This is a genomic window from Pseudomonas citronellolis (genome assembly GCF_029335315.1).
Classification (GTDB): domain Bacteria; phylum Pseudomonadota; class Gammaproteobacteria; order Pseudomonadales; family Pseudomonadaceae; genus Pseudomonas; species Pseudomonas citronellolis_A.
The window spans coordinates 1-18,380 of sequence record NZ_JARJLT010000353.1 but is presented as its reverse complement, the minus strand read 5'-3'; the positions used below and the strand labels follow the sequence as shown (position 1 = coordinate 18,380).

Annotated in this window: 16 protein-coding genes and 1 pseudogene; 12 read left to right on the top strand and 5 right to left on the bottom strand. The window is 70.1% G+C overall.

Features of this window, described 5'->3' with window-relative positions:
- Positions 1-216 precede the first annotated feature (216 nt).
- The 3 genes from P3W75_RS26765 to P3W75_RS26755 form a co-directional block, all read right to left on the bottom strand.
- Positions 217-765 (bottom strand): EF-hand domain-containing protein, encoded by a 549-nt coding sequence (locus tag P3W75_RS26765; protein WP_276230339.1) that lies wholly within the window; start codon positions 763-765, stop codon positions 217-219.
- A gap of 109 nt (positions 766-874) precedes the next feature.
- On the bottom strand, positions 875-1,933 hold the full coding sequence (locus P3W75_RS26760; RefSeq protein ID WP_276230338.1) for a sensor histidine kinase: 1,059 nt from the start codon (positions 1,931-1,933) through the stop codon (positions 875-877).
- A 22-nt stretch (positions 1,934-1,955) separates the two neighbouring features.
- Positions 1,956-2,717: a response regulator gene (locus P3W75_RS26755; protein WP_276230337.1), complete on the bottom strand. Its 762-nt coding sequence runs from the start codon at positions 2,715-2,717 to the stop codon at positions 1,956-1,958.
- 278 nt (positions 2,718-2,995) lie between these two features.
- Here P3W75_RS26755 and P3W75_RS26750 point away from each other — a divergent pair, with 278 nt between their 5' ends.
- From P3W75_RS26750 to P3W75_RS26725, 6 genes are all read left to right on the top strand, one after another.
- Positions 2,996-3,085, top strand: coding sequence for a K(+)-transporting ATPase subunit F (locus P3W75_RS26750; protein ID WP_061562181.1), 90 nt, complete (start codon positions 2,996-2,998; stop codon positions 3,083-3,085).
- A gap of 9 nt (positions 3,086-3,094) precedes the next feature.
- Entirely contained in the window at positions 3,095-4,789 is a 1,695-nt protein-coding gene (gene kdpA / locus P3W75_RS26745; protein WP_276230336.1) for a potassium-transporting ATPase subunit KdpA, read from the top strand.
- A 32-nt stretch (positions 4,790-4,821) separates the two neighbouring features.
- Positions 4,822-6,870, top strand: coding sequence for a potassium-transporting ATPase subunit KdpB (gene kdpB, locus P3W75_RS26740; protein ID WP_430765415.1), 2,049 nt, complete (start codon positions 4,822-4,824; stop codon positions 6,868-6,870).
- Positions 6,871-7,043: 173 nt separating this feature from the next.
- Positions 7,044-7,592, top strand: coding sequence for a potassium-transporting ATPase subunit KdpC (kdpC, locus tag P3W75_RS26735; RefSeq protein ID WP_276230334.1), 549 nt, complete (start codon positions 7,044-7,046; stop codon positions 7,590-7,592).
- Positions 7,593-7,620: 28 nt separating this feature from the next.
- Positions 7,621-10,278 carry a sensor histidine kinase gene (locus P3W75_RS26730; RefSeq protein ID WP_276230333.1) on the top strand — a complete coding sequence of 886 codons (2,658 nt, stop codon included), beginning with the start codon at positions 7,621-7,623 and terminating at the stop codon, positions 10,276-10,278.
- A 43-nt stretch (positions 10,279-10,321) separates the two neighbouring features.
- Positions 10,322-11,017: a response regulator gene (locus P3W75_RS26725; protein ID WP_276230340.1), complete on the top strand. Its 696-nt coding sequence runs from the start codon at positions 10,322-10,324 to the stop codon at positions 11,015-11,017.
- A 280-nt stretch (positions 11,018-11,297) separates the two neighbouring features.
- Here P3W75_RS26725 and P3W75_RS26720 read toward each other — a convergent pair whose 3' ends face one another.
- The gene (locus P3W75_RS26720; RefSeq protein WP_276230332.1) at positions 11,298-12,335 is read right to left on the bottom strand and encodes a patatin-like phospholipase family protein; all 1,038 of its coding nucleotides are present in this window, start codon (positions 12,333-12,335) and stop codon (positions 11,298-11,300) included.
- Between the two features lie 149 nt (positions 12,336-12,484).
- Here P3W75_RS26720 and selD point away from each other — a divergent pair, with 149 nt between their 5' ends.
- Both selD and mnmH read left to right on the top strand, forming a co-directional pair.
- The gene (selD, locus tag P3W75_RS26715; protein WP_276230331.1) at positions 12,485-13,519 is read left to right on the top strand and encodes a selenide, water dikinase SelD; all 1,035 of its coding nucleotides are present in this window, start codon (positions 12,485-12,487) and stop codon (positions 13,517-13,519) included.
- The gene (gene mnmH / locus P3W75_RS26710; RefSeq protein ID WP_276230330.1) at positions 13,519-14,619 is read left to right on the top strand and encodes a tRNA 2-selenouridine(34) synthase MnmH; all 1,101 of its coding nucleotides are present in this window, start codon (positions 13,519-13,521) and stop codon (positions 14,617-14,619) included. The genes selD and mnmH overlap by 1 nt, the downstream gene beginning before the upstream one ends.
- A 94-nt stretch (positions 14,620-14,713) precedes the next feature.
- Here mnmH and P3W75_RS26705 read toward each other — a convergent pair whose 3' ends face one another.
- Positions 14,714-15,061, bottom strand: a complete 348-nt coding sequence (locus P3W75_RS26705) for a GFA family protein (protein ID WP_276230329.1) — start codon at positions 15,059-15,061, stop codon at positions 14,714-14,716.
- Positions 15,062-15,165: 104 nt separating this feature from the next.
- On the opposite strand from P3W75_RS26705, the gene P3W75_RS26700 reads away from it, so the two are divergent.
- From P3W75_RS26700 to P3W75_RS31985, 4 genes and pseudogenes are all read left to right on the top strand, one after another.
- The gene (locus tag P3W75_RS26700) at positions 15,166-15,444 is read left to right on the top strand and encodes a hypothetical protein (RefSeq protein ID WP_276230328.1); all 279 of its coding nucleotides are present in this window, start codon (positions 15,166-15,168) and stop codon (positions 15,442-15,444) included.
- A gap of 77 nt (positions 15,445-15,521) precedes the next feature.
- Positions 15,522-16,130 (top strand): flavin reductase family protein, encoded by a 609-nt coding sequence (locus tag P3W75_RS26695; RefSeq protein WP_276230327.1) that lies wholly within the window; start codon positions 15,522-15,524, stop codon positions 16,128-16,130.
- Positions 16,131-16,346: 216 nt separating this feature from the next.
- Positions 16,347-17,444, top strand: a pseudogene (locus P3W75_RS31990) (HAMP domain-containing protein); the annotation flags it as partial.
- Complete coding sequence (locus tag P3W75_RS31985) at positions 17,439-18,302, top strand: methyl-accepting chemotaxis protein (protein WP_430765414.1); 864 nt, start codon at positions 17,439-17,441, stop codon at positions 18,300-18,302. The pseudogene P3W75_RS31990 and the gene P3W75_RS31985, both read left to right, overlap by 6 nt.
- The last annotated feature ends 78 nt before the right edge of the window (positions 18,303-18,380 follow it).

Genomic DNA, 18,380 nt, shown 5'->3' with positions numbered 1-18,380 from the left:
GGTTATCCGCCGTTGGCCGGGGCGCCGGTGCCCGACGGCAATGGCGGATAACGCCACAGGCGTTATGCGCCCTACGCGCTCAGGCGACGGGGGTTGCTGTAGGAGCGAGCTTGCTCGCGAACAGGGTCCGCAGCTGGGCGATTCGCGAGCAAGCTCGCTCCTACGAGGCGCCCAGCTGCGACCGCAGATGAAGTGCCCTCGTAGGCTGGCGGCGGGTCAGGCGGCGACGTTCAGCAGGCTGCCGCTGCTGTTCTGGTAGCTGCTGGCGCTGCTGTCCTGGTAGTGCTTGGCCAGCATGGCGAGCATCTGCTGGACCATGTCGGCGCTGCTCGAACTGCTGCCGCTGGAGCTGCTGTCGCTGGAACTGGACGAGGAGCTGGCGCTGGTCGCCAGGCTGTCGCCACCCTGGCCCGACGGCGGCGGGGGCGGCGGCATGCCGCCCTGGGCCTGTTCCAGGGCGCTGCTCAGTTCGTCCTGGCTGATGCCGCCGCTGCCGTCACTGTCCATCTGCGCGAGCAGGGCGTCGACATCGATGTCGCTGCTGGAGTCGTCGGAGGCGGACAGCGCGCTTTCCAGTTCGCTGGAGCTGACGCTGCCGTTACCGTCGCTGTCCAGGGTCTTGAACAGGTCGGCGGCGAATTGCTGGTTCTTGCTGCTGGTGGTGCTGGTGCTCTGGGTGGAGCTGGTACTGCTGCTGCGCTGGGTGCTGGCGAGCGCCGCGCTGCTGTAGTAGCTACTGCCGTAGCTGCTGACTCCGCTGATCATCGGACTGCCTCCATGGGGTTATCGGTCCGGAACTGGAGTTCCGGTGCTGGCAGACTCGCCCAGGGCCGTGTCCGGGGTATGTGCGCTTTGTATGCGGCGGCCGACAAACTCAGGGGCGCGGCAGCGTCAGCACCGCGGTGGCGCCGCCGCCGGGGGTTTCCTCGAAGCGCAGGTCGCCGCCATGGCGGCGCGCCGCCTCGCGGGCGATGGCCAGGCCCAGGCCGACGCCGCCGGAATTGCGGTTGCGCGAGCCTTCCAGGCGGAAGTAGGGCTCGAAGACCTGTTCGCGCATTTCGGCGGGGATGCCGGGGCCATGGTCGCGCACGCGGATTTCCACCTGCTCGCCGCTGTCGCGCAGTACCAATTGCACTTCGCCGGCGTAGCGCAGGGCGTTGTCCAGCAGGTTCGACAGGCACGAACGCAGCGCCAGTGGCTGCACCTTGAGCGGCGCGCACTGGCCTTCGACGCTGACCTGCGCGCCGTACTCGCAGGCGTCCTCGGCCAGCGACTCGGCCAGGGCGTTGACGTCGAACCACTGCAACGGCTCGCTGGCGCGCTCCTGGTGCAGGTAGTGGAGGGTGGAGTCGAGCATGCCGATCATCTCGCCCAGGTCCTGGGCGAAGCGCGCGCGCAGCTGCGGGTTGTCGATTTCCTCGACGCGCAGCTTCAGGCGCGACAGCGGCGTGCGCAGGTCATGGGAAACCGCCACCAGCATGCGGCTGCGCTGCTGCACCTGTTCGCGGATGCGGTCGCGCATGCGGTTGAAGGCCTGGGCGGCGCGCTGCGCTTCCTGCGGGCCGGTTTCCGGCAGCGGGGGGCTGTCCAGGTCTTCGCTCAACTGTAGCGCGGCGTCGCCCAGGCGCTGCACCGGGCGCGCCAGCAGGCGCGCGCCGTACCAGGCGGCGCCGACCAGGGCGAGCAACTGGAACAGGAAGGGCACGCTCCAGAACGGCAGGCGCGGTGGCGGCGGCGGAGGCGGGCCCTGGAAGTGCTCGCCGAACGGCCCGTCGAACTGTTCGTGGGGCGGCGGCGGTGGTGGCGGGCCCGGATGGTGGAAGTGGCTGAACCAGACGAAGGCCAGCAGGTGAGCGACCAGGATGGCCAGCAGGAACACCCCGAACAGGCGGGCGAACAGGCTGTCGGCGAGCTGCAGCGGGCGTTTCTTCATGGGGGCTCCGGGCCGGGCGGGATCAGGCGATGTCGCGAACGTCGAAGAGGTAGCCTTCGCCGCGTACCGTCTTGATCAGCCGCGGCGAGCGCGGATCGTCGCCGAGCTTCTGGCGCAGGCGCGAGACCAGCAGGTCGATGCTGCGGTCGAAGGCCTCGATGGCGCGGCCGCGTGCGGCGTCCAGCAGCAGTTCGCGGTTGAGCACCCGGCGCGGGCGCTCGAGGAACACCCAGAGCAGGCGGAACTCGGCATTGGACAGCGGCACCACCAGGCCGTCCGGGGAGTGCAGCTGGCGCAGCACGCTGTCCAGCCGCCACTGGTCGAAGCGCACCTGGGCGCGCGGCTCGTTGCGGCCGTCGTCGCCGGTGACACCGCGCACGCGGCGCAGGATGGTCTGGATGCGCGCCACCAGTTCGCGTGGTTCGAAGGGCTTGGCCATGTAGTCGTCGGCGCCCAGTTCCAGGCCGATGATGCGGTCCGCCGGCTCGCAGCGGGCGGTGAGCATCAGGATCGGGATATCCGATTCGCTGCGCAGGTAACGGCACAGCGACAGGCCGTCTTCGCCGGGCAGCATCAGGTCGAGCACCACCACGTCGAAGCTTTCCTCGGCCAGCGCCTGGCGCATTTCCTGGCCATTGGCCACGCCACGCGTCTCGATGTTGAAGCGCGCCAGGTAGCCACAGAGCAGTTCGCGGATCGGCTCGTCGTCGTCCACCAGCAGGGCGCGGGTGGTCCAGCGACGCTGGCTTTCTTGGCTGGAGGCGGGGGAGGAGCTCGGTTGCATGGGATACCTGTCGCTGGGGACGTGGGACGGCGCGCCATCGATAACGAATGCTAACCCGCTGACGAACGGGCGGCCACGGTGGGCAAAGGTGCCCGGCCCGGATATCGACAGAATGTCGTCAATGTATCGGTGCGCTTACAAAGGCGTCGGGCGGCTCTGCGGCGCGCTTCTTTACGCATTCTTTATGCCCCGTCGAAGGCTCGCCAATCGCTTCTTTACGCCCCCTTTGCGGAAAATTTTTCCATCGCGAGGAACCGCCTGCGTAAGGAGATACAGACATGAGCGTGCTCGACGGGGTGTCCCTGGTACTGGCCACGGGGCTTTTCATCTACCTGCTGGTGGCGCTGCTACGCGCCGACCGCGCCTAAGGAGCCTGCATGAACAGCCATGACGTGCTGCTGATCGCCGCCTTCTTCGTCCTCGTGCTGCTGCCCGCGCCGCTGCTCGGGCGTTTCTACTACAAGGTGATGGAGGGCGAGCGGACCTTCCTCAGCCCGCTGCTGCTGCCGGTGGAGCGCCTGATCTACCGGGCCTGCGGCATCGACCCGCAGCGCGAGCAGAACTGGAAGGGCTACACCCTGGCCATGCTGGTGTTCAACCTGGCCGGCCTGGCCCTGCTGTTCGCCATCCTGCTCGGGCAGAGCGCGTTGCCGCTGAACCCGCAGCACCTGCCGGGCCTGGAATGGACCCTGGCGCTGAACACGGCGGTGAGCTTCGTCACCAACACCAACTGGCAGGCCTACAGCGGCGAGGCCGCGCTGAGCTACCTGAGCCAGATGCTCGGTCTCACCGTGCAGAACTTCGTCAGCCCGGCGGTCGGCCTGGCGGTGCTGGTGGTACTGGCGCGCGGCATCGCCCGCAAGTCCACGCAGAACCTCGGCAACTTCTGGGTCGACCTGACCCGCGCGACCCTCTACGGGCTGCTGCCGCTGTGCCTGATCCTGGCGCTGTTCCTGGTCTGGCAGGGTGTGCCGCAGACCTTCCTCGACTACGTCCACGCCACCACCCTGCAGGGCACCGACCAGTCCATCCCGCTGGGCCCGGCGGCCAGCCAGATCGCCATCAAGCAGCTGGGCACCAATGGCGGCGGCTTCTTCGGGGTGAACTCCGCGCACCCGTTCGAGAACCCCACGGCCTGGGCCAACCTGGCCGAACTGGTGTCGATCATCCTGATCCCGGCGGCCCTGGTGTTCACCTTCGGTCACTACGTCAAGGACCTGCGCCAGAGCCGCGCCATCCTCGGCTGCATGCTGCTGCTGTTCGTCGTCGGCCTGGGCGTGGCCTTGTGGGCCGAGTACCAGCCGAACCCGGCTCTGGCGCACCTGCCGATCACCCAGGGCGCCCCCCTGGAAGGCAAGGAGAGCCGCTTCGGCACCACCGCCAGCGTGCTCTGGGCGGTCACCACCACGGCCGCCTCGAACGGCTCGGTGAACGCCATGCACGACAGCCTGAACCCGCTCAGCGGCCTGGTGGCGATGTTCAACATGATGCTTGGCGAGGTGGTCTTCGGCGGCGTCGGCGCCGGCCTCTACGGCATGCTGCTGTTCGTCCTGGTCGCGGTGTTCCTGGCCGGCCTGATGATCGGCCGCACCCCGGAATACCTCGGCAAGAAGCTGGAGGCCCGCGAGGTCCGCCTGCTGGTCGCCACGCTGCTGGTGATGCCGGTCGGCGTGCTGGTGCTCGGCGCCATCGCCGCCAGCCTGCCGGGCCCGGCCGCCTCGGTGAGCAACCCCGGCGCCCACGGCTTCAGCCAGCTGCTCTACGCCTACACCTCGGGCACCGCGAACAACGGCTCGGCGTTCGGCGGCTTCAGCGCCAACACGCCGTTCCACAACCTGATGATCGCCCTGGCCATGCTCATCGGCCGCTTCGGCTACATCGTCCCGGTGCTGGCCATCGCCGGCAGCCTGGCGGCGAAGAAGCGCGTGCCGGTTGGGCCGAACAGCTTCCCCACGCACGGCGCGCTGTTCGTCGGCCTGCTGGCGGCGACCATCCTCCTGGTCGGCGGCCTGAACTTCCTGCCGACCCTGGTACTCGGCCCGGTGGCCGACCACCTGACCCTGGGCTTCTGAGGAGCCAACAGATGAATGCCAAGACCCAGGACATGCCGCTCAAGCGCGCCATGCCCGCTCCCGAGAAACGCCAGAGCCTGAGTTTCGCCGCGCTGTGGAAGCCGGCGCTGGTGCAAGCCTTCGTCAAGCTCGACCCGCGCCAGCTGCAGCGCTCGCCGGTGATGCTGGTGGTCGAGCTGACCGCCGTGCTCACCACCGTGCTGTGCTTCGCCGGGGCCGACGCGGTGCCGCTGGCGGTGGCCGCGCAGATCGCCGCCTGGCTGTGGTTCACCGTGCTCTTCGCCAACTTCGCCGAGGCCCTCGCCGAGGGCCGTGGCAAGGCCCGCGCCGACAGCCTCAAGGCTGGCGCCCAGGGCCTGCTGGCGCAGCGCCTGAACGCCAACGGCGCCTACGACAGCGTGCCCGCCAGCAGCCTGCGCAAGGGCGACGTGGTGCGCGTGGTGGCCGGCGAGCTGATCCCCGGCGACGGCGAGGTGATCGAAGGCGTGGCGGCGGTCAACGAGGCGGCCATCACTGGCGAGTCGGCACCGGTGATCCGCGAATCCGGCGGCGACCGCTCGGCGGTCACCGGCAACACCCGGCTGGTCTCCGACTGGTTGCAGATCCGCATCAGCGCCAACCCCGGCGAGTCGACCCTGGATCGCATGATCGCCCTGGTGGAGGGCGCCAAGCGGCAGAAGACGCCCAACGAGGTGGCGCTGGACATCCTGCTGATCGGCCTGACCCTGATCTTCCTGCTGGTGGTGGTGACCCTGAAGCCCTTCGCCCTGTTCGCCGGCGGTAGCCTGCCGCTGGTGTTCCTGGTGGCGCTGCTGGTGACGCTGATCCCGACCACCATCGGCGGCCTGCTCTCGGCCATCGGCATCGCCGGCATGGACCGCCTGGTGCGGTTGAACGTGATCGCCAAGTCCGGCCGCGCGGTGGAGGCCGCCGGTGACGTGCACGTGCTGATGCTCGACAAGACCGGCACCATCACCTTCGGCAACCGCCGCTGCAGCGCGCTGCACACGGCACCCGGAGTGAACGCGGCGGAGCTGGCCGAGGGCGCGTTCCTCGCTTCGCTGGCCGACGATACCCCGGAGGGCAAGTCGATCGTCGAGTTCCTCCGCACTCAGGTGCTGCTGCCGGAGCCGCCGCGCGAACGCCTGACGCCCATCGCCTTCAGCGCCGAGACCCGGCTGTCCGGCGTCGACCTCGACGGCCACGTCTACCGCAAGGGCGCGGTGGACGCCGCGCTGGCCTTCATCGGCCGCGCCCGCGACGACATGCCGGAAAGCCTGGCGAAAGAGGTCGAGCGCATCGCCCAGAGCGGCGGCACCCCGCTGCTGGTGGTGGCCAACGGCAGGCTGCTCGGCGCCATCCACCTCAAGGACGTGGTCAAGCCGGGCATCCGCGAGCGCTTCGCCGAACTGCGCCGGATGGGCATCCGCACGGTGATGGTGACCGGCGACAACCCGCTGACCGCCGCGGCCATCGCCGCCGAGGCCGGGGTCGACGACGTGATCGCCGAAGCCACTCCGGAGAAGAAACTGGCGCGCATCCGCCAGGAGCAGGGCGAGGGGCGCATGGTGGCGATGTGCGGCGACGGCGCCAACGATGCTCCCGCCCTCGCGCAAGCGGATGTCGGCATGGCGATGAACGACGGTACCCAGGCGGCGCGCGAGGCGGCCAACCTGGTGGACCTGGACAGCGACCCGACCAAGCTGCTCGATGTGGTCCAGGTCGGCAAGGAACTGCTGGTGACCCGTGGCGCGCTGACCACCTTCTCGGTGGCCAACGACGTGGCCAAGTACTTCGCCATCCTCCCCGCGCTGTTCGCCGGCATCTACCCGCAGCTGCAGGTGCTCAACGTGATGCACCTGGCCAGCCCGCAGAGCGCGATCCTCTCGGCCATCGTGTTCAACGCGCTGATCATCATCGCGCTGATCCCCCTGGCCCTGCGCGGCGTGCGCGTGCAGGCCAGCGACGCCATGCAGCTGCTGCGGCGCAACCTGCTGATCTACGGGGTGGGCGGGATCATCGCGCCCTTCATCGGCATCAAGGCCATCGACCTGTTGCTGGTGGCCGTCGGCCTGGCCTGAACCGGGCTGCCGTGGCGGGCCAGGCCAAGCACACCTTTCCCGTACCGTCGTCCCCGCGAACGCGGGGATCCAGAGTCTCTGGGCTCCCGCGTTCGCGGGAGTGACGGATTGAGGCGCGTACGCAAGACAGTTGCACCTACGCGGATCGTTCTGCAATCCAGAGGAAACCGAACATGCTCAACCACATCCGTCCCGCCATCGCTTCCCTGGCCCTGCTGTCGCTGGTCACCGGGGTGGCCTATCCGCTGGTGGTCACCGGCATCGCCCAGCTGGCGTTTCCGGCGCAGGCCAATGGCAGCCTGGTGCGCGACGCCGCTGGCGCGGTGCGCGGCTCGGCGCTGATCGCGCAGAAGTTCGAGGGCCCGCAGTGGTTCCACGAGCGGCCCTCGGCCGGCGACTTCGCCACCGTCTCCAGCAGCGCCTCCAACCTGGCGCCGGGCAACCCGGCGCTGGCCGCGCGCATCGCCAAGGACGCCGCCGCCGAGGCGGTGGCCGGGCAGCCGGTGCCGCAGGCGCTGGTCACCACCTCGGGCAGCGGGCTGGACCCGCAGCTGCCGCCGGATGCCGCGCTCTACCAGGCACCGCGCATCGCCCAGGCGCGCGGCTTGCCGGCGCAGGCCGTGCAGAACCTGGTCGAGGCGAATACTCAGCGGCCGCTGGTGGGCCCGGCGGTGGTCAACGTGCTGGCGCTGAACTTGGCCCTGGACACGCTGGCTCGCTAGACTTTCGCGCAATCGCCAGGAGGCCGACATGACCGATCCGAAACGCGCCGACGCCCTGCTCGCGGAAGTCGAGCGCAATGGTCGCGGGCGCCTGAAGGTGTTCCTCGGCGCCGCCCCCGGCGTGGGCAAGACCTACGCCATGCTCCTGGCCGCCCAGGGCCAGCTGCGCCAGGGCGCCAACCTGCGCGTGGGCCTGGTCGAGACCCACGGCCGCGCCGAGACCGAGGCGCTGCTCGCCGGCCTGCCGCAGCAACCGCTGCTGCGTTCGGAGTACCGTGGCATCCGCCTCGCCGAGATGGACCTCGACGGCCTGCTGCGCGACCCGCCGCAGCTGGCCCTGGTCGACGAGCTGGCCCACAGCAACGCCCCCGGCAGCCGCCACGCCAAGCGCTGGCAGGACATCCAGGAGCTGCTCGCGGCCGGCATCGACGTCTACACCACGGTCAACGTCCAGCACCTGGAGAGCCTCAACGACCAGGTGCGCGACATCACCGGCGTGCAGGTGCGCGAAACGGTGCCCGACTGGGTGCTGCAGGAGGCCGACGAGCTGCTGCTGGTCGACCTGCCGCCGCGCGAGCTGCTGGAGCGCCTGCGCGAGGGCAAGGTGTACGTGCCGGAGCAGGCGCGGGCGGCCATCGACGCCTTCTTCAGCCAGACCAACCTCACCGCGCTGCGCGAGCTGGCCATGCAGACCGCCGCCGCGCGGGTCGACGCCGACCTGGCGCACCGCTATCGCCAGCAAGGCGGCGAGGCGCCGGCGTTGCGCGGGCGCCTGCTGGTGGCGGTGGACGGCGAGCGCAACGCCGAGCGCCTGGTGCGCCACGCCTCGCGGGTGGCCGAGCGTCGCCACCTGCCCTGGACCCTGGTGCATATCGATACCGGCGACGCCCGCGACGAGCAGTCGCGGCTGTACCTGCAGAACGCCCAGCAGCTGGCCGAGCGCCTGGGCGGCGAAGTCCTGCAGCTGCGCGGCGGCGAAGTGGCGCGCACCCTCGTCGAGCACGCCCGCGAGCGCCGCGCCAGCCTGATCCTGGTCGGCCGCTCGCGCCAGCACTGGTACCGCCAGCTGTTCGGTGGCGGCCTGGCGGCGCGCCTGCTGCGCCTGGGCGAAGGCCTGGAAATCAGCGTGCTGGACAGCGAGGCCGACCTCGCTCCGGCCGCGCCGCGCCACCGCGAACGCGGCCACTGGCGCGACTACCTGCTGGCGGCGCTGGCCGCCGTCGGTGCCAGCGCCCTGGCCTGGGGCGTGTCGCGCCTGCTGGAGTTGCCGAACATCTCCCTGGTGTTCCTCGCCGCGGTGCTGCTGGTGGCGGTGCGCAGCAGCCTGTGGCCGGCGCTGGTGTGCGCCGTGCTGTCGTTCCTGGCCTACGACTTCCTGTTCATTCCGCCGCACTTCTCCCTCGCCATCCAGCGCGAGGAGGACGTGCTGACCCTGCTGTTCTTCCTGCTGATGGCCGCGCTCACCGGCAACCTCGCCGCGCGCCAGCGCCGCCAGCTGCAAGTGCTGCGCGACACCCAGGAGGAGACCGGCGCGCTGCTGGAACTGTCGCGCCGGCTTACCGCCGCCACCGACCGCCAGGCGGTGCTGGCCGCCGCCGGCCAGCAGTTCGCCCTGTGGAGCGACCTGGACATCTGCGTGCTGGCTCGCCGCCACGACGACTGGACGGTGGAAAGCGGCCATGCGCAGCGCTTCGACGAACAGGAGCGGGCCGCCGCCGACTGGGCCTGGCAGCACGACCAGCCGGCCGGGCTGGGCACCGGCACGCTGCCGTCGGGGCGCTGGTGGTGGTGGCCGCTGTCGGCCGAGGAGGGCCCGCTGGCGCTGCTCGGCGTGCGCCCGAAGGACGGCGAGCCGCTGCCCGGCCAGCGCCGCCGCCTGCTCGCCGCCCTCGGCCAGCCATTGGCCCAGGCCCTGGCCCGCGCGCGCCTGGCCGACGACCTGGAGGCGGCGCGCCTGCACGGCGAGACCGAGCAGTTGCGCAGCGCGCTGCTGGCCTCGGTCAGCCACGACCTGCGCACCCCGCTGACGACCATGCGCGGCGCCATCGACAGCCTGCTGGCGCTGGGCGACGCCATCCCGCCGGACGACCGCAAGGAGCTTCTGGAAAGCACCCGCGACGAGGCCGAACGCCTCGATCGCTACATCCAGAACCTGCTCGACATGACCCGCCTCGGCCACGGCGGCCTGAAGCTGGCGCGCGACTGGGTGGCCCCGGAGGACATCGTCGGCAGCGCCGTGCATCGCCTGCGCGCGCTGCTGGCGCCGTATCGCGTGGAAACCCGGGTGCCGGCCGAGATGCCGCTGCTGTACGTGCACGCCGCGCTGATCGAGCAGGCGCTGGTCAACGTGCTGGAGAACGCCGCGCGCTTCTCGCCGCCGGGCGGGCGCCTGCGGGTGTCGGCCGCGCAGGTCGGCGAGGAGCTGCAGTTCAGCGTCAGCGACGAGGGGCCGGGGATTCCCGAACACGAGCGCGAGAAGATCTTCGACATGTTCTACAGCGCCGCCCGTGGCGATCGCGGCGGGCCGAGCACCGGCCTGGGCCTGGCGATCTGCCAGGGCATGGTCGGCGCCCACGGCGGACGGATCAGCGTCGGCGACGGTCTGGACGGCCACGGCACCACCCTGACCCTGCACTTGCCGTTACAGCGCCAGCCGGACCTGGAGCAGCTTGATGCCGGTAGTTGAAAGGCCCAAGCTAGGCGCCACCGCCCCCAGCCAGCCGAGCCCGATGAGCAACGCCAACGCCGCCTGCATCCTGGTCATCGACGACGAGCCGCAGATCCGCAAGTTCCTCCGCATCAGCCTCAACGCCGGCGGCTACCGGGTGGTGGAGGCGGGCAGCGGCGAGGAGGGCCTGGCCCAGGCCGCGCTGAATCGCCCGGATCTGGTGGTGCTCGACCTCGGCCTGCCGGACAAGGACGGCCAGGACGTGTTGCGCGAACTGCGCGAGTGGTCGCAGGTACCGGTGCTGGTGCTCTCGGTGCGCGCCGCCGAGAGCGAGAAGGTGCTGGCCCTGGACGGCGGCGCCAACGACTACGTGACCAAGCCCTTCGGCATCCAGGAATTCCTCGCGCGCATCCGCGTGCTGCTGCGCCAGGGCAACCAGGGCGAGGGCCAGGAGGCCAGCGTCGCGGTGGGGCCGCTGGCGCTGGACTTCGCCTACCGCCGGGTGACCCTCGACGGCGCCGAGGTGGCGCTGACCCGCAAGGAGTACGCGGTGCTGGCGACCCTGGCCCGGCACCTGGGCCGGGTGGTGACCCAGCAGCAGTTGCTCAAGGACATCTGGGGCCCGACCCATGTCGAGGACACCCACTACCTGCGGGTGGTGGTCGGCCACTTGCGGCAGAAGCTGGCGGACGACCCGGCCAACCCGCGTTTCATCGTCACCGAGGCCGGCGTCGGTTACCGTCTGCGCGATGCCTGAACCCGGGTCGTAGGAGCGGGCCATGCCCGCGAATCGCGCGCATGGCGCGCTCCTACAGGTAACCTCGGACGTACAGGCGGCCGATACAACGCCCAGGCCAGCCCCGGAGCCGCCGGGGATCACCGCTAGACGGCGGATAACGTCGAACGTTATCCGCCCTACGCCAAACCCACCCCTGATGTGGGGCGTACAACCGTTCGCGAGGCGCAACGCCCCTACGCCTGAACCCCCATCGTAGGAGCGGGCCGTGCCCGCGATGGGCCGGGCCCGCAAGAGCGCCCTACGGATTCTCCGCCTCGTAGCGATCCAGCGTGTCGCTGGCGATCTGCCGGCCCAGGGCGACCAGCTCCGGCGCCTTGTAGAACTCGAAGAAGCGGCACACGCGCTTGGGCACGTTGACCAGGATGTCCGGCGGATAGCCGGCGATCTTGTACTGCGCCAGCGAGGTCTGCATCACCTCGAAGCTCTGGTTGATCAGCTCCAGCAGCGAGGCCGGGCTGCTGCTGTCGATCACCCGGCTGCCGCTGGCCGAGCGCGGCGAGCCCTTGGCCTGGGGCGCGGCGGCCGGCTGCTGCATTTCCGGCTCGGCCGCTTCCTCGGTGTCCGGCACCGGTACCAGCAGGGCCTCGGCGCGCAGCTCCGGCGGCGCCTCCAGTTCCGGGCCGTGGCGGCGGAACACGCTGAGCTTGCCGCCGAGCGTGCCGATCAGGCTGTCGAAGCGGCCCTTGAGCGCCGCCGGCCGCTCGATCACCGGCAACTGGTACTGGCGCTGGTTGGTGGCGTTGAGGTTGACCGCGACTATCAGGTCGGCGTGGCTGGACACCACCGGGACGATCGGCAGCGGGTTGAGCAGGCCGCCGTCGACCAGCATGCGGGTGCCCTGCATCACCGGGGTGAACAGGCTGGGGATGGCCGCCGAGGCGCGCATGGCCTGGTGCAGGTCGCCTTCCTGGAACCAGATTTCCTGCTGGTTGGTGAGGTCGGTGGCCACCGCGGTGTAGGGAATCGGCAGGCTTTCGATGTCGATGTCGCCGAGAATCTCGTGGATCTTGCCGAATACCCGCTCGCCACGGATGGCCCCGAGGCGGAAGCTGACGTCGAGCAGGCGCAGCACGTCGAGGTAGTCCAGGCTCTCCACCCATTCGCGGTATTCGCGCAGCTTGCCGGCCGCGTAGATGCCGCCGATCACCGAGCCCATGGAGCAGCCGGCGATGCAGGCGATCTCGTAGCCGCGCCGCTCCAGTTCCTCGATCACGCCGATGTGCGCGTACCCCCGGGCCCCGCCGGAGCCGAGCACCAGCGCCACTGATTTGGACATGCGAACCCCTCTGCAAACGCCACAAGACACGCGGCGCGGGCCCTTGGGGGCGCCGCGCCGGTTGCGTCCGACGATACGCCCGGGGAGGGCAGGGCGCCAAGGGTGTTTGCTAGAATCGGCCGATCGATTTCCGCTTCCCGGAGCCAAGCATGAGCGAACCCATCCGCCTGACCCAGTACAGCCACGGTGCCGGCTGCGGCTGCAAGATTTCCCCGAAAGTGCTGGAAGTGATCCTGGCCGGCAGCGGCGCGCAGAACCTCGACCCGAAACTCTGGGTCGGCAACGCCTCGCGCGACGACGCGGCGGTCTACGCCATCGACGTCGAGCGCGGGGTGGTCTCTACCACCGACTTCTTCATGCCGATCGTCGACGACCCCTTCGATTTCGGCCGCATCGCCGCCACCAACGCCATCAGCGACATCTACGCCATGGGCGGCGACCCGCTGATGGCCATCGCCATCCTCGGCTGGCCGGTCAACGTGCTGGCCCCGGAGATCGCCCGCGAGGTGATCGCCGGTGGCCGCAAGGTCTGCGACGAGGCGGGCATCCCGCTGGCCGGCGGGCACTCCATCGACGCCCCCGAGCCGATCTTCGGCCTGGCCGTCACCGGCCTGGTGGAGAAGCGCTTCATGAAGCGCAACGACACCGCCACTGCCGGCTGCCGGCTGTACCTGACCAAGCCGCTGGGCATCGGCATCCTCACCACCGCCGAGAAGAAAGCCAGGCTGCGCGCCGAGGACGTGGGCCTGGCGCGCGACTGGATGTGCACCCTGAACAAGCCCGGCAGCCGCTTCGGCAAGCTCGCCGGGGTGACCGCGATGACCGACGTCACCGGCTTCGGCCTGCTCGGCCACCTGGTGGAGATGGCCGACGGCGCCGGCCTGACCGCGCGCGTGCGCTTCGACGCGGTACCGCGCCTGGAGCACGTGGAGTACTACCTGGAACAGGGCTGCGTGCCCGGCGGCACCCTGCGCAACTTCGACAGCTACGGCGAGCGCATCGCGCCGCTGCCGGAGCTGCACAAGCTGTTGCTGTGCGACCCGCAGACCAGCGGCGGCCTGCTGGTGGCGGTGACCCCCGAGGGCGAGGCGGAATTCCTCGCCGCCGCCGCCGAACTGGGCCTGCAACTGGCGCCGATCGGCGAGCTGGCCGAGCGACAGCGTTACGCGGTAGAGGTGGCCTGATGCGCGACAACACCCGACACTACCGCGAACTCTTTCTCGACGACGTCCCGCTGATGGACGTGCGCGCCCCGGTCGAATTTGCCAAAGGCGCCTTCCCGGGCACGGTCAACCTGCCGCTGATGAACGACATCGAGCGGCAGAAGGTCGGCACCTGCTACAAGCAGAACGGCCAGCACGCCGCCATCGCCCTGGGCCACGAGCTGGTCTGCGGCAAGGTCAAGGCCGAGCGCGTCGACGCCTGGCTGGACTTCGCCCGGCGCCACCCCGACGGCTACCTGTACTGCTTCCGTGGCGGCCTGCGCTCGCAGATCACCCAGCAGTGGCTGAAGGAAGCCGGCGTCGAGTACCCGCGCGTGGTCGGCGGCTACAAGGCGCTGCGCGGCTTCCTCTTCGACACCACCCGCGCCGCCACCGAGGAGTGTTCCTTCGTGCTGGTCGGCGGCCTCACCGGCACCGGCAAGACCGAGGTGGTGGCGCAGTTGGGTAACGCCCTGGACCTGGAAGGCCACGCCAACCACCGTGGCTCCAGCTTCGGCCGCCGAGCCACGCCGCAGCCGGCGCAGATCGACTTCGAGAACCGCCTGGCCATCGACATCCTGAAGAAGCGCCACGCCGGCATCGGCCAGTTCGTGCTGGAGGACGAGGGCCGCATCGTCGGCAGCTGCTCGCTGCCGCTGGAGCTGTACCAGGGCATGCAGCAATACCCGCTGGTGTGGCTGGAGGACAGCTTCGAGGGCCGCGTGGAGCGCATCCTCAAGGATTACGTGATCGACCTGTGCGCCGAGTTCGTCGTGGTGAAGGGCGAGCCGGAGGCGGGTTTCGAGGCCTTCGCGGCGTACCTGCAGAAGAGCCTGTCGGGCATCGTCAAGCGCCTGGGCGGCGAGCGCTACCAGCGCCTCGCGGCGATCATGGACGAAGCCCTGGACGAGCAGCGCCGCAGCGGCGCGGTGGACCTGCACCGGGGCTGGATCGAGGGGCTGCTGGGCGAATACTACGACCCGATGTACGCCTACCAGCTGCAGAGCAAGGAATCCCGCGTCGAGTTCCGCGGCAGCCACGACGAGGTGGTGGAGTACCTGCGCTTCCGCGCGGAACGCTGACTCTGCCGGCAGGAGCGAGCGTGCTCGCGAACAGCCCCCGCTGCGGAGTCCGTTCGCGAGCAAGCTCGCTCCTACAGTGGGCCCTGCGCAGCGCTCAGACGCTGGCGCCGTCGTACTCGCGGACTTTCAGCGTGCCCAAGTCCACCGCCGGCACGCAACGCACGTTGATCGCCGCCATCGGGCTGCCGTCCGGCGCGTTGGCGAAGGCCAGCGGCGCCACGCCGCAGGTGGCGCAGAACTTGTGCTCGATGCGGTGGTTGTTGAAGGTGTAGGTGCTCATGGCGCTTTCCGGCGTGGTCAGGCGCAGCTTGTCGCGCGGCACGAAGGTCAGCAGCGAGCCCTTGCGCCGGCAGATCGAGCAGTTGCAACTGAGTACCTCACCGATCTCGCCTTCGAACTCGAAGGCGATGGCGCCGCAATGGCAGCTTCCCTGGTGCAACATGATCGCGCTCCTCATGGAGTGGCGGGACTTTCAGTGTAGTCCGACGGCAGGCCCGGCCATGGCCGTCTAAGCTGGAGTTCGTCCGAACCACCAAGGAGGTCGACATGAAGGTAATTCTCGCAGTCCTCGCCGCCAGCCTGGTGCTGGCCGGCTGCTCCGGCAAGACGGTCAACCGCGACAGCTGCGCCAGCGAGCTCAACGGCGCCTGGCACGAACTGGACCTGGCCAAGGCCGAAGGTTTCGCCGGCACCGTCAGCTACTCCAAGGCGCTGGCGCTGATCACTGCGGCCAAGACCGAACAGCAGGTCGAGTCCTACGGCGGTTGCGTGGACAAGGCCAGCAAGGCTCGCTACTACATCCAGGAATCGCGCGCGGGGCGCTGACCGCGCCGCCCCAGGGCGGGCATAATCGTCGGGCGGACGGGCGCTCCGGCCCGTCCGGCAGTCAGGGACCCCCACTCATGCAGCTCGACTTCAGCACCCTCGCGCCCGCCGACGCCTACCGCTGGCTGGCCTCCACCGTGACTCCGCGCCCGATCGCCTGGGTTTCCACCCTGTCCGCCGACGGCCAGAGCAACCTGGCGCCGTTCAGCTTCTTCCAGGTCATCAGCGACGAGCCGCCAACCCTGATGGTCAACACCAGCATCCGCGACGACGGCAGCGTCAAGGACACCCTGCGCAACGTCCGCGAGACCGGCCAGCTGGTGATCCACCTGGTCAGCGCCGCCCAGGCCGAGACCATGAACGCCACCGCCGCCTGGTTGCCCCACGGGGTCAGCGAGATCGAGCAGGTCGGCATCGCCACCTTGCCCTGCGAACGCGTGGCGCCGCCGCGCGTGGCCGGCGCGGTGGTGGCCTTCGAGTGCGAGCTGGCGCAGATCCAGCCGTACCCGGCGGAGGACCCCAGCTGCTACCTGATCTTCGCCCGCGTGCTGCTGGCGCACATCGACGACGCCGTGCTGCGCGACGAGCGCCACGTCGACCCGGCCAAGCTCGACCTGGTCGGCCGCCTGGGTGGCACCCAGTACAGCTACACCCGCGACACCTTCAGCATGATCCGCCCCAAATAAGCACGATGGGCGCTCGCGCGCCGGGGCTTTGGCGCGCGACTGTCCTGGGTGCGACCTGCGCATGCCTGTTCGCAGCATCGAATTGCCATCACCGGCGCAGGTCCTTGTTCCGTCGGTCGGCCCGCCCCTAATGTTCCCCTCCAAGGCAACGACAAAGAACGGGAGAGCTTCCGCGGAAGCATCTCCCGCAGCGTATTGGCAAGGGGAGGGGTGGGCATGGTCGCGTTCGTGCAACGGCGCTTGGCCGATCTGGGTACGGCGAAGAAACTCGCGCTGGGCTTCGGCCTGGTGCTGCTGCTGACCGCGCTGGTGGCCGGCATCGGGGTCGGCGCCCTGCGCTCCATCGAGCAGCGCTTCGGCCTGCTGGATGCGATGAGCGCGGTCAGCCGCGACGTGCTGGTGATGCGCCAGAGCGAGAAGGACTTCGTCCGCGACGCCGAGCCGAAGACCGCCGAGCGCCTGCGCGGGCAGGCCAAGGCCCTTGGCGAGCGTGTCGCCCAGCTCAAGGCGCGTGATGGCCAGGCCGAGGCCATGGGCCGCGTCGAGCAGGCCATGGCCGGCTACCTGGAGGCCTTCGGCGCCTTCGAGCAGGCCAGCAAGAGCCGCCGCCTGGCCCTGGACGCGGCCAACTGGTCGGTCTCCGGCGCCTCCAACAGCCTGGACATCCTGCAGTCCAGCCTGGCCGACGATGGCGCCTACGAACTCAAGCAGAGCCAGGGCCAGAACGGCGAGGAACTGCTCAAGCAGGCGGCCCAGGTCGGCCAGCTCTACCGCCTGGTGCTGCAGGGCCTGAACGAGGCCCGCGCGCGCCTGGAGCGCAAGGATGGCGAGAGCGCCGGAGACGGCAACATCAAGTCCGCCGCCGAGGCGCTGGAGCTGTCGAAACAGCTGCAGACGGCGATCACCGACCCGGCCTACGTCTCGGTCATCAAGGACGTGGCGACCAACATCGACGCGTTCGGCAACAACCTCGCCGAATACGCGGCGGACCTGGCCAAGGAGCAGGACGCCCATCGGCGCATGGCGCAGCGCGCCGACGAGATGATGCAGCAGGTCGACGCGTCCTACGCCGCCCAGCAGGCGGCCATGGCCGCTGTGTTGCACGCCAGCGCCGGCGCCATCCTCGGCGCGGCGGCCCTGGCGCTGCTGGTGGGCGCCCTGGCCGCGCTGTTCATCAGCCTGCTGATCGTGCGCCCGTTGCGCCAGGTGATCGGCATGGCCAGCCGCATCGCCGACGGCGACCTGAGCCTGGACATCCGCGTCGAGCGCAAGGACGAGGTCGGCCAGTTGCTCGCCGCCGTGGCCGGCATGGCGCAGAGCCTGCGCGGCATCGTCGGCCGCCTGCACGACGGGGTGGGGCGGATCAACGCCTCGGCCCAGGCGCTGTCCGGCGTCACCGAGCGCACCCAGAGCGGGGTGAACAATCAGAAGGCCGAGACCGACCAGGTGGCCACGGCAATGAACCAGATGGCCGCCACCGTCCACGAGGTGGCGCGCAACGCCGAGGCCGCCGCGCATTCGGCGGAACAGGCCGACGGCACCGTGGCCAGCGGCCAGCAGGTGGTCAAGCGCACCCTCGGGCGCATCACCGAGCTGGCCGGCGCGGTGCGCGACGCCTCGGCCAGCATCGAGAGCCTGGGCCGCGACAGCCAGAACATCGGCAGCGTGCTGGACGTGATCAAGGCGGTGGCCGAGCAGACCAACCTGCTGGCGCTCAACGCCGCCATCGAGGCGGCGCGGGCCGGCGAGCAGGGCCGTGGCTTCGCCGTGGTGGCCGATGAGGTGCGCGCGCTGGCGCGGCGCACCCAGCAGTCCACGGCGGAGATCGAGAAACTCATCGGCGCGCTGCAGAGCGGCGCGCAGACCTCGGTGCAGCGCATGCAGCACAGCCACCAGCTGGTGGAGAAGAGCGTCGGCGACGCCGAGAGCACCGAGAGCGCCCTGGGCGAGATCGCCGCGGCGGTGGCGGTGATCCACCAGATGAACCAGCAGATCGCCGCGGCCTCCGAGCAGCAGAGCGCGGTGGCCGAGGAGATCAACCGCAGCGTGACCAGCATCCGCGGCATCGCCGACGAGTCGGCGCAGGCGATGGAGTCCACGGCGACTTCGAGCGTGGAGCTGGCTCAGCTGAGCCGGGATTTGCAGGGGATGGTGGGGCAGTTCCGCCTGTAGGCGGCACCGAGCCCCTGTAGGAGCGGACTCTGTCCGCGATTCGCCTGACGCCGGCCTTGCCGGCGGAATCGCGGATGA

What these genes read in the sequence shown, in the direction of transcription:
- P3W75_RS26695 (WP_276230327.1), top strand. Translation starts at nt 15,522, where the DNA reads ATGCAGCTCGACTTCAGCACCCTCGCGCCCGCCGACGCCTACCGCTGG.
- kdpB (WP_430765415.1), top strand. Translation starts at nt 4,822, where the DNA reads ATGCCGCTCAAGCGCGCCATGCCCGCTCCCGAGAAACGCCAGAGCCTG.
- P3W75_RS26725 (WP_276230340.1), top strand. Translation starts at nt 10,322, where the DNA reads ATGAGCAACGCCAACGCCGCCTGCATCCTGGTCATCGACGACGAGCCG.
- P3W75_RS31985 (WP_430765414.1), top strand. Translation starts at nt 17,439, where the DNA reads ATGGCGCAGAGCCTGCGCGGCATCGTCGGCCGCCTGCACGACGGGGTG.
- selD (WP_276230331.1), top strand. Translation starts at nt 12,485, where the DNA reads ATGAGCGAACCCATCCGCCTGACCCAGTACAGCCACGGTGCCGGCTGC.
- P3W75_RS26705 (WP_276230329.1), bottom strand. Translation starts at nt 15,061, where the DNA reads ATGTTGCACCAGGGAAGCTGCCATTGCGGCGCCATCGCCTTCGAGTTC.
- P3W75_RS26760 (WP_276230338.1), bottom strand. Translation starts at nt 1,933, where the DNA reads ATGAAGAAACGCCCGCTGCAGCTCGCCGACAGCCTGTTCGCCCGCCTG.
- P3W75_RS26755 (WP_276230337.1), bottom strand. Translation starts at nt 2,717, where the DNA reads ATGCAACCGAGCTCCTCCCCCGCCTCCAGCCAAGAAAGCCAGCGTCGC.
- kdpA (WP_276230336.1), top strand. Translation starts at nt 3,095, where the DNA reads ATGAACAGCCATGACGTGCTGCTGATCGCCGCCTTCTTCGTCCTCGTG.
- P3W75_RS26765 (WP_276230339.1), bottom strand. Translation starts at nt 765, where the DNA reads ATGATCAGCGGAGTCAGCAGCTACGGCAGTAGCTACTACAGCAGCGCG.
- P3W75_RS26720 (WP_276230332.1), bottom strand. Translation starts at nt 12,335, where the DNA reads ATGTCCAAATCAGTGGCGCTGGTGCTCGGCTCCGGCGGGGCCCGGGGG.
- P3W75_RS26750 (WP_061562181.1), top strand. Translation starts at nt 2,996, where the DNA reads ATGAGCGTGCTCGACGGGGTGTCCCTGGTACTGGCCACGGGGCTTTTC.
- mnmH (WP_276230330.1), top strand. Translation starts at nt 13,519, where the DNA reads ATGCGCGACAACACCCGACACTACCGCGAACTCTTTCTCGACGACGTC.
- P3W75_RS26700 (WP_276230328.1), top strand. Translation starts at nt 15,166, where the DNA reads ATGAAGGTAATTCTCGCAGTCCTCGCCGCCAGCCTGGTGCTGGCCGGC.
- P3W75_RS26730 (WP_276230333.1), top strand. Translation starts at nt 7,621, where the DNA reads ATGACCGATCCGAAACGCGCCGACGCCCTGCTCGCGGAAGTCGAGCGC.
- kdpC (WP_276230334.1), top strand. Translation starts at nt 7,044, where the DNA reads ATGCTCAACCACATCCGTCCCGCCATCGCTTCCCTGGCCCTGCTGTCG.